Origin of the sequence: Methylobacterium sp. NPDC097929 (assembly GCF_049543375.1) — a bacterium.
Classification (GTDB): Bacteria; Pseudomonadota; Alphaproteobacteria; order Rhizobiales; family Beijerinckiaceae; genus Methylobacterium.
The window spans coordinates 508,091-517,022 of record NZ_JBMVEP010000002.1 but is presented as its reverse complement, the minus strand read 5'-3'; the positions used below and the strand labels follow the sequence as shown (position 1 = coordinate 517,022).

Here is an 8,932-nt window from a genome sequence, read left to right as displayed (position 1 = left end):
ACACCCAAGCACGGCTCCTGGCTCAACATGGCCGAGATCGAGTTGAGCGCGCTGCGACGCGACCTGCCCGAGCGGATCGCGCGGCGCGACACCCTCGAACGCCACGTCGCCGCTTGGCAGCAGCGCCGCAACACCCGGGGCGTTGGCGCAGACTGGCGCTTCACCACAAAGGACGCCCGCATCAAGCTCCGCAAACTCTACCCCACAACGGAGGCGTGACAGAGCACTAGAGCATCGTCCCGAAAGGTGGCCGCCGGCTTTCGGAAAAAGACGATGCGAAACAAGAAGCTAGACCATCGTGCCGGATACGATATCCGGCACGATGGTCTAGGTCGGGATCGTGCCGTTAGCTTCGAGCACCGCGCCGGCTAGATAGAGCGAGCCGCAGATCAGCACCCGCGGCGGGCGCTCGAACACCGTGTCGGACAGGCTCGCCAGGGCCGCCTCGACGCTCGGGGCGACGGCGGCCGAGAGGCCAACGGCGCCGGCGATCCCGGCCACTTCCTCGGCGGGCCGGGCGGCCATCTGCCCGGTGATCGGCACCGCGATCAGCGAGCGGGCCAGCCCGACGAAGTTCTTCAGGAAGCCCTCGGCGTCCTTGGTGCCGAGGAGACCCACGACGAGGACGAGGGGCGCGTCGCTGCGCTCGCCCAGATCCGCCATGGCGGCGGCCAGGATGCGCCCGCCATCGGCGTTGTGGCCGCCGTCGAGCCAGAGCTCGGCATCCTTGGGCATCCGCTCGGCGAGCGCGCCGCGCACGAGCCGCTGCAACCGGCCCGGCCAGTCGACGTTGCGCAAGCCCGCCTCGACGGCCGCCGTGCCGATATCGCCGAAGCCCGCCGCGCGCAGCGCCGCGATGGCCGTGCCCGCATTGGTGAGCTGGTGGCGTCCGGCCAGCCGGGGACGGGGCAGGTCGAACAGGTCGGTCTCGTCCTGATAGACGAGCCGCCCGCTCTCCTCGTGGACGGAGAAATCCTGGTTGCCCACGCGCAGGGGCGAGACCCCGATCCGCTCCGCCTCGCGGCAGAGCACCGCGTCGGCCCCGGCATAGTCCTGGGCGGCGATCACCGCCGGGCAGCCGCGCTTGAAGATGCCGGCCTTCTCCACCGCCACCGCCTCGACGGTGTCGCCGAGATATTCCGCGTGGTCGCGCCCGATCGGGGTGACGACGGCGCAGGCCGGGTGCGTGATGACGTTGGTGGCGTCGACCCGCCCGCCGAGGCCGACCTCGAGGAGCAGAACGTCGGCGGGCGCCTCGGAGAACAGGAGGATCGCCGCGGCGGTGGTGATCTCGAAGACGGTGATCGGCTCGGAGCGGTTGGCCGCCTCGCAGCGGGCGAAGGCATCGGCGAGACGGTCCTCGGCGACGTACTGGCCGCCGCCGATGGCACCGAGCCGGATGCGCTCATGGAAGCGCACCAAGTGGGGCGAGGTGTAGACGTGCGCGGCCAGGCCCGCCGCCTCCAGGATCGCCCGCATGAAGGCGATGGTCGAGCCCTTGCCGTTGGTGCCCGCCACGTGGATCACCGGCGGCAGGCGCCGCTCGGGATGGTTGAGCGCGGCCAGCAGGCGCTCGATGCGCCCGAGCGACAGATCGATCGTGCGCGGATGCAGGGCAAGGAAGCGCGCCATCAGCGCGTCGGAGGATTCCATCTCGCACCAAGACCTTCTGATGGGACGCTCAGGCCGCGTCCGGCAGCGGTTCGGGCGCCGTCGGCGCGGGCGACTCGGCGGGGGAGCGGCGCACGTCCATCAGCAGGCCGCAGAGCCGGCTGATCGTCTCCTTGAGCTGGTGCCGGTGCACGACCTGATCGACCATGCCGTGCTCGCGCAGATACTCCGCCCGCTGGAAGCCGTCGGGCAGCTTCTCGCGGATCGTCTGCTCGATGACGCGGGGGCCGGCAAAGCAGATCAGCGCCCCGGGCTCGGCCAGATGCACGTCGCCGAGCATGGCGTAGGAGGCGGTGACGCCGCCGGTGGTCGGGTTCGTCAGCACCACGATGTAGGGCAGCCGCGCGGCCCGGAGCCGGCGCACGGCCACCGTGGTGCGGGGCATCTGCATCAGTGAGAGGATGCCCTCCTGCATGCGCGCCCCGCCGGAGGCCGCGAACAGCACGTAGGGGGTGCGCTTCTCGAGGGCGGTCTCCGCGCCGCGCACGAAGGCCTCGCCGCCGGCCATGCCGAGCGAGCCGGCCATGAAGGCGAATTCCTGCACCGCGATCGTCGTCGGCAGGCCGCCGACCCGGCCGAAGCCGATCTTGAAGGCGTCGGCCATGCCGGTCTTGGCCCGCGCCTCCTTGAGGCGGTCGGCGTAGCGCTTCTCGTCGCGGAACTTGAGCGGGTCGGCGGCGACCTCGGGGAGCGGCACGTCGATCCAGGTGCCCTCGTCGAACATCATCTTCAGGCGCGCGGTCGCGCTCATCTTGAGATGGTGCTCGGAGCCGGGGATGACCCAGTGGTTCTGCTCGACTTCCTTATGGAAGACCATCTGGCCCGTGTCGGGGCACTTGACCCAGAGGTTCTCCGGGGTCTCGCGCTTGAACAGCGTCTTGATCCGGGGCCGCACGACCTCCGAGATCCAGTTCATCGGCTCGACCATGGCGTCAGATTCCCTGTCGAAGTACCGCGTCGCCTTGCCACGCTGATATCGGAATGCCGCCGCCTCGATGCCAAGGGCCTCTCCGGCTGGATCGCCAGTCGGATCATGCCACGGCCGGGCGGCGGCGGGATGAGAGGAGCGTTCAGGCCTCGGCCGGCGCCTCGGTCGACGCCTGGGCGGCGCTCCGCACGCCCTGGGCCAGCTCGCGCACCAGAGAGGCCACCGCCTCCACCGTACCGTCCCCGGCCCGGTCCCCGTCGCCGAGGCTGCGGGCGAGCGCGTCGACCAGCGCCGAGCCGACCACCACGCCGTCGGCGCCGCGGGCGATCTCGGCGGCGTGCGCGCCGGTCTTCACCCCGAAGCCGACCACGACCGGCAGCTCGGTATGCGCGCGGATGCGGGCCACCGCCTGCGAGACCCGGCCGAAATCCGGCGTCGCCGTTCCCGTCACGCCGGTGATCGACACGTAGTAGACGAAGCCCGCCGTGTTCGCGAGCACCGCCGGCAGGCGCTGCGCGTCGGTGGTGGGCGTGGCCAGGCGGATGAAGGCCAGCCCCTTCTCCAGGGCCGGAAGGCAGAGTTCCTCGTCCTCCTCCGGCGGCAGGTCGACGACGATCAGGCCGTCGATCCCGGCGGCCTGGGCATCCTCCAGGAAGCGGGGCACGCCGTAGGTGTGGATCGGATTGTAGTAGCCCATCAGCACCACGGGCGTCCGCGCATCGCCCGCGCGGAAGCGGCGCACGAGGTCGAGGGTGCCGCGCAGGTCCTGGCCCGCCCCGAGCGCCCGCAGGCCCGCGGCCTGGATCGCCGGGCCGTCGGCCATGGGATCGGTGAAGGGCAGGCCGAACTCGACGATGTCGGCGCCCGCCTTCGGCAGCGCCTCCAGCACCTTGAGCGAGGTCTCCGGGTCGGGGTCGCCCGCCATCACGTAGGTGACGAGGGCGGCGCGCCCCTCCGCGCGGCAGCGGGCGAACACGGCATCGATGCGGGCGGTCATGGGTCTCGCTCCCGGCGGCACGTCCGGTCTCGGGGTCCGGGATCGGGCGCCGCCGCACCGCTCCCGGCTTCCCCGGCCAGGGCGCGCGCCTACACCATCCGCACGCATCCGTGAAGCGCGGGGCCGTCCGGCCGGGCGCCGAGGGATGCGACTCAGGCGTTCGGCGCGGGCGCGGAATCGAAGGCGCCCTCCACCCAGTCGCGCATCAGCAGGTGGGCGATGGCGGTGGCCGGCGGCACGCTCAGCCCCTCCGCATGGGTGCCGGCGATCATCGCGGCCACCTCCGCGCGCGTGAACCAGCGCGCATCCTCCAGCTCCTCGGGATCGGTGCGGATCGCTTCGGACAGAGCGTCGGCCACGCAGCCGATCATCAGCGAGGCCGGAAAGGGCCAGGGCTGCGAGGCGTGATAGGCGACGGCGCCGACGGCGATCCCGGTCTCCTCCCGGGTCTCGCGGCGCACGGCGTCCTCGACCGTCTCGCCGGGTTCGATGAAGCCGGCGAGGCAGGAATACATCCCCGGCTTGAAGTGCCGGCCGCGCCCGAGCAGGCAGCTCTCGCCGCGCCGGACCAGCATGATCGCCACCGGATCGGTGCGGGGAAAGTGGTGCAGGCCGCAAGACCCGCATTCGCGGCGAAAGCCCCCTGCCCCGATCAGGGTCGGGCTGCCGCAATTGGCGCAGAAGCGGTTTCGCGCGTGCCACGCCAGCAGGGACTTGGCGGTGGCGAGCAGGCCCTGCTCCTCGCGCTCGACCGCACCCTCGGCCGCCAGCGCCCGCAGGTCGAGGGCGCGGTAGGTGGGCGCGGGGAATGCCTCGGCCGCCTCAGCCGGGACGGCGGCCGCGAAGACCGGCCGGCCCTCGACCCGGCCGAGGAAGAGTTCGTGGGCGCGCTCGCCGGCGCATCCGGCTTCGTCCGGCACGAGCAGGGCGGTCGCCGTCCTTCCATCCGGCGCGGCGCGTAAAATCATCGCCTCGCCCGCCATCAGCACGAGGCGGGCTTCCGGTCCCGCCGCCGCGAGCGAGGGGGCCGGGCCGAGTTCGGCGGAGTGCCGCACGAGGCGGCTCGCGGCGTAGGCCAGCGCCGCGCGGCCGAGGGAGCGAGAGGTCACGGACGAGGCCTCAGGCCGCCGCGAACAGGGCGGCGGCCCGTTCGAGCAGCGCGGCGCGGGCATGGACCGGATAGGCCTTGCGCTCGCCGACGCCCCAGACGGGGCCGGGCCAGGCCGGATCGGAGCGGAAGCGCGCGACCACGTGGACGTGGAGCTGCGGCACCACGTTGCCCAGCGCGGCGACGTTCACCTTGTCCGGGCGGGCCAGGGCCTGTACAACCTTGACCGTTATACGAATCTCCTCGAAGGCGGTCGCTGCGTCCTCCGGCGACAGGTCGGTGAGTTCGCTCAAGGCCGGCCGCCGCGGCACCAGGATGAGCCAGGGGAAGCGCGCGTCGTCCATCAGCAGGACGGAGCTGAGGGCGAGGTCGCCGACCGGGTGGGTGTCGGCGGCGAGCCGCGGATCGAGGGCGAAGGCGTCGGTCATGCGGGGGATCTAGAGCATCGGCCCGAAAAGTGGTGTCCGGTTTTTGGCGTAACCGATGCGGCGAAGGGACCGGCATCGGTCCGAAAAGTGGTGTCCGGTTTTCGGCGTAACCGATGCGGCGAAGGGACCGGCATCGGCAGGACCGGGAAGGCGGTGTCTGGTTTTCGGGCAACGCGCGAAAACAGGGATTTGTACCCGTCGCGTTCGGGGGATCGTCGGCGTGATTTCAGTCTCGATTAACCATGTTCTGTCACGCTTCACCGCGGCGATCGAGAATCGGCGCGCGGCGGGCCGCGCCGCGGTCGCGCTGGATGATGCGATGACGGACGGTGCGGCCGAGGGAAGCGGGAACGCGGTCGTCGCCATCGTGGCGGCGCGGACACCGGCCCCCCTCGTCCTCGCGCTCCACGGGCTGTCCTGCAGCGCCTGCATCGTCCCCGTCTCGGGGCAGGCCGCCGACGAACTCGTCGCGCACGCCCCCGACGTGATCGTGGTCGAGGCCGAGCCCGGCCGCTTCGACGCCGCTTCCCTGATCCGCGTGCTGCGGGCGCAGGAGACCCTGGCGCGCACGCCCATCCTGCTCGTCGCCGCGGGCGAGGCCCGGAGCCTGCGCCGGATCGGCCGCGAGGCCGGCGCCACCGACGTGCTCGCCAAGCCCGTCGATGCGCTGGAATTGCGCGACCGGGTCGGCGTGCTCGCCGAATTGTCGCTCGCGCGCCGGGAGAACGACCGGCAGGCGGTCGCCATGCAGCGCGACGCGGCCCGCGCGGTGGCCGATGCCGCCTCCCGCGAGCGCGAGATCATCCGGCGCCTGATGCTCGCGGCGGAATTCCGGGACGATCAGGCCGGCGACCACCTCACCCGCGTGGCCGGCTGCGTCATCGCCGTGGCCGAGGGGCTCGGCCTGACCTCGGCGGAGGCCGACGACGTGGCCTTGGCCTCGACCATGCACGACATCGGCAAGATCGGCGTGCCCGACCACATCCTGATGAAGGCGGGCCCGCTCACGCCGGAGGAGTGGGACGAGATGCGCCAGCACGCCCTGCGCGGCTACCACATGCTGCACGACAGCCCCTCGCGCCTCCTCCAGATCGCCGCCGAGATCGCCCTGACCCATCACGAGCGCTGGGACGGCACCGGCTATCCCCGCGGCCTCAAAGGCGAGGAGATCCCCCGCGCCGGCCGGATCGTGGCCGTGGCCGACGTGTTCGACGCGCTGATCTCGCAGCGCAGCTACAAGCCGGCCTGGCCCCTGGAGAAGGCCCGCGCCCATCTCGAATCCGAGGCGGGCCGGCATTTCGACCCGGCCTGCGTGGCCGCCTTCCTCTCCCGCTGGGACGACATCGTCGCCCTCGTTCAGGAGCGGGCGGCGTGAGGCGCCGGCTGACATTTCGCTGACGGCCGCCGTCAGGCGCCCGCAGCCCGCCGGGTGGCATCGAGAGCCCGTCGCCACCTGCAAGCGGGAGCCGCTCCATGACCACGCACAAGATCCTGATCGCCGCCCTGATGTCGGGCGCCCTGATCGCCGGCACCGCCGCACCGGCCCTGGCGGGCGGACCGATGAAGGACGGAATGCCGATCGACCAAGTGCTGCAGAAGCTCTCCGAGGCCGGCTACACGGACGTGCGCAGCATCGAGGCGGATGACGGCGTCTGGAAGGGCAAGGCCAGCCGCGACGGTCGCAGCGTCAAGGTCTCGGTCGATCCGCAGAGCGGCGCCGTCGTGGAGAAGGGCGCCCGCGCGCACGACGACGATTGAGGGAGAGGCGTTGCGCGAGGCCTGGACCCCGGGCCCCGGGCCCCGGGCCTCGCGCAACGCCGCTGCGCGATGCGGGTAGTGGTCGGAACGCCTTCCAGGCGCTAGAAGCGCTGCTTGATTCCGATCCGGCCGCTTGCCGGTCCGAAGGCGCGCCTCCCTTGCCATTTCCGACACTGCCCTCCCCCCTCGCCCGGGCGCTCACCGAGCGCAACTATGCCGAGCCGACCCCCGTTCAGCAGGCGGTGCTCGACGCCGCGCCCGAGCGCGACCTGCTCGTCTCGGCTCAGACCGGTTCGGGCAAGACCGTCGCCTTCGGTCTGGCCGTCGCCGGCACCCTGCTCGGGCCGGACGAGACCCTGCCGCCCCCGGGCGCGCCCCTGGCGCTGGTCATCGCGCCGACCCGCGAACTGGCGCTGCAGGTGCAGCGGGAACTGACCTGGCTCTACGCGCAGACGGGCGCCCGCGTCGTGCCCTGCGTCGGCGGCATGGACCCGCGCCGCGAGGCCCGGGCGCTGGAGGCCGGCACGCACATCGTCGTCGGCACGCCGGGGCGCCTGCGCGACCATCTGGAGCGCGGCCGGCTCGTCACGGATAGCCTGCGCGCCGTCGTCCTCGACGAGGCCGACGAGATGCTCGACATGGGCTTTCGCGAGGACCTCGAATTCATCCTGGCGGCGACCCCGGCCGAGCGGCGCACGCTGCTGTTCTCGGCGACCCTGCCCAAGGCCATCGTGATGCTGGCCGAGCGCTACCAGCGCGACGCCCTGCGCTTGGCCGTGGCCGGCGAGACCCGCGGCCATGCCGACATCGTCTACCGCGCCGTGCGGGTGATGCCCCGCGAGATCGAGCACGCCGTCGTCAACGTGCTGCGCTACGTCGATGCCCCGGTCTCGATCGTGTTCTGCAACACCCGTGACGGGGTGCGCCATCTCCAGGCCTCGCTGACCGAGCGCGGCTTCTCGGCGGTCGCGCTCTCGGGCGAACTCGGCCAGGGCGAGCGCAACGCCGCGCTCCAGGCCCTGCGCGACGGGCGCGCCCGCGTCTGCGTCGCCACGGACGTGGCCGCCCGCGGCATCGACCTGCCGGGCCTCGATCTCGTCATCCACGCCGACCTGCCCCACGACGCCGAGGTGATGCAGCACCGCTCCGGCCGCACCGGCCGCGCCGGCCGCAAGGGCACCAGCGTCGTGCTGGTGCCGGCCTCCAAGCGGCGGCGCGCCGAGCAGATGTTCGCCATCGCCAAGGTGAGCCCCGACTGGAGCGGCCCGCCCAACGCCGAGGAGATCCGCGGCCTCGACCGCGAGCGGATGATGTCCGATCCCCTGCTCTCGGAGCCGGAGACGGAGGAGGACCGCGAGTGGGAGCGGGACTGGGCCGAGGCGCTGATGGAGCGCTTCCCGCCCGAGCGCCTCGCCGCGGCCTTCGCCCGCCTCTACCGCTCGCGCATCCCCGTGCCCGAGGAGGTGACCGATCCGGCCTATGACGTGAGCCGGCGCCCGGAATCCCGCGGCAGCGTGCCGGTCGGAGCGCCGCGGGTCGGCGAGGACGAGCCGGCGACGTGGTTCCGGCTCAATCTCGGCCGGCGCGACCGGGTCGAGCCGCGCCGCCTGCTGCCGATGCTGACCCGGCGGGGCCAGATCGGCCGCGGCGATATCGGCGCGATCCGGATCTCCGACCGGGAGACGGCCTTCGAGGTGCGCACCAGCGCCGCGGAAGATTTCGCCGCCGCCTTCGCCCGGCGCGGGCCGCCCGACGTTCGCGTCGAGCGGATGCAGGGCGAGGGACCGGCACAGAAGGTTCAGAAGAGCCCCCGCGCCCAGCGCCATCGCCGCGAGGCGGGCAAGGCGCAGCAGAACGGCTGATCCGGGGATCGTTTCAAAAGAAGCCCGGCGCATCGGCGCCGCGGCAGCGCGACACGTTCGAAGCCTCCGATCCCGCGGGACCGGAGGCTTTCGCCTGTCATATCGTTCTCCGATCGAACGCTTCGGATGTTGCGATGCCCCGTCATCGCGAGCGTCAGAGAAGCGATCCAGGGCGGGACA

Annotated in this window: 8 protein-coding genes and 1 pseudogene; 4 read left to right on the top strand and 5 right to left on the bottom strand. The window is 72.4% G+C overall.

The window, feature by feature from the left end; translation table 11 throughout:
• Positions 1-219: pseudogene (locus tag ACPCJR_RS10405) on the top strand (IS630 family transposase); the annotation flags it as partial.
• Between the two features lie 108 nt (positions 220-327).
• Here ACPCJR_RS10405 and ACPCJR_RS10400 read toward each other — a convergent pair.
• From ACPCJR_RS10400 to ACPCJR_RS10380, 5 genes are all read right to left on the bottom strand, one after another.
• Positions 328-1,653, bottom strand: coding sequence for a bifunctional folylpolyglutamate synthase/dihydrofolate synthase (locus ACPCJR_RS10400; RefSeq protein WP_391512091.1), 1,326 nt, complete (start codon positions 1,651-1,653; stop codon positions 328-330).
• A gap of 28 nt (positions 1,654-1,681) precedes the next feature.
• Positions 1,682-2,599 (bottom strand): acetyl-CoA carboxylase, carboxyltransferase subunit beta, encoded by a 918-nt coding sequence (gene accD / locus ACPCJR_RS10395; RefSeq protein WP_391512090.1) that lies wholly within the window; start codon positions 2,597-2,599, stop codon positions 1,682-1,684.
• Positions 2,600-2,741: 142 nt separating this feature from the next.
• The gene (gene trpA / locus ACPCJR_RS10390; protein ID WP_391512089.1) at positions 2,742-3,596 is read right to left on the bottom strand and encodes a tryptophan synthase subunit alpha; all 855 of its coding nucleotides are present in this window, start codon (positions 3,594-3,596) and stop codon (positions 2,742-2,744) included.
• Between the two features lie 152 nt (positions 3,597-3,748).
• Positions 3,749-4,705, bottom strand: a complete 957-nt coding sequence (gene nudC / locus ACPCJR_RS10385; protein ID WP_391512088.1) for an NAD(+) diphosphatase — start codon at positions 4,703-4,705, stop codon at positions 3,749-3,751.
• 10 nt (positions 4,706-4,715) lie between these two features.
• On the bottom strand, positions 4,716-5,132 hold the full coding sequence (locus ACPCJR_RS10380; protein WP_391512087.1) for an HIT domain-containing protein: 417 nt from the start codon (positions 5,130-5,132) through the stop codon (positions 4,716-4,718).
• A 319-nt stretch (positions 5,133-5,451) separates the two neighbouring features.
• Between ACPCJR_RS10380 and ACPCJR_RS10375 the strand changes: the two genes are divergently transcribed.
• The 3 genes from ACPCJR_RS10375 (at position 5,452) to ACPCJR_RS10365 (ending at position 8,752) form a co-directional block, all read left to right on the top strand.
• A complete protein-coding gene (locus tag ACPCJR_RS10375) occupies positions 5,452-6,507 on the top strand; it encodes an HD-GYP domain-containing protein (RefSeq protein WP_391512086.1) in 1,056 nt (351 codons plus the stop codon).
• Between the two features lie 98 nt (positions 6,508-6,605).
• The gene (locus tag ACPCJR_RS10370) at positions 6,606-6,890 is read left to right on the top strand and encodes a PepSY domain-containing protein (protein WP_391512085.1); all 285 of its coding nucleotides are present in this window, start codon (positions 6,606-6,608) and stop codon (positions 6,888-6,890) included.
• A 158-nt stretch (positions 6,891-7,048) separates the two neighbouring features.
• Entirely contained in the window at positions 7,049-8,752 is a 1,704-nt protein-coding gene (locus ACPCJR_RS10365; RefSeq protein ID WP_391512084.1) for a DEAD/DEAH box helicase, read from the top strand.
• Positions 8,753-8,932 lie beyond the last annotated feature (180 nt).

What these genes read in the sequence shown, in the direction of transcription:
- ACPCJR_RS10380 (WP_391512087.1), bottom strand. Translation starts at nt 5,132, where the DNA reads ATGACCGACGCCTTCGCCCTCGATCCGCGGCTCGCCGCCGACACCCAC.
- trpA (WP_391512089.1), bottom strand. Translation starts at nt 3,596, where the DNA reads ATGACCGCCCGCATCGATGCCGTGTTCGCCCGCTGCCGCGCGGAGGGG.
- accD (WP_391512090.1), bottom strand. Translation starts at nt 2,599, where the DNA reads ATGGTCGAGCCGATGAACTGGATCTCGGAGGTCGTGCGGCCCCGGATC.
- ACPCJR_RS10370 (WP_391512085.1), top strand. Translation starts at nt 6,606, where the DNA reads ATGACCACGCACAAGATCCTGATCGCCGCCCTGATGTCGGGCGCCCTG.
- ACPCJR_RS10375 (WP_391512086.1), top strand. Translation starts at nt 5,452, where the DNA reads ATGACGGACGGTGCGGCCGAGGGAAGCGGGAACGCGGTCGTCGCCATC.
- ACPCJR_RS10400 (WP_391512091.1), bottom strand. Translation starts at nt 1,653, where the DNA reads ATGGAATCCTCCGACGCGCTGATGGCGCGCTTCCTTGCCCTGCATCCG.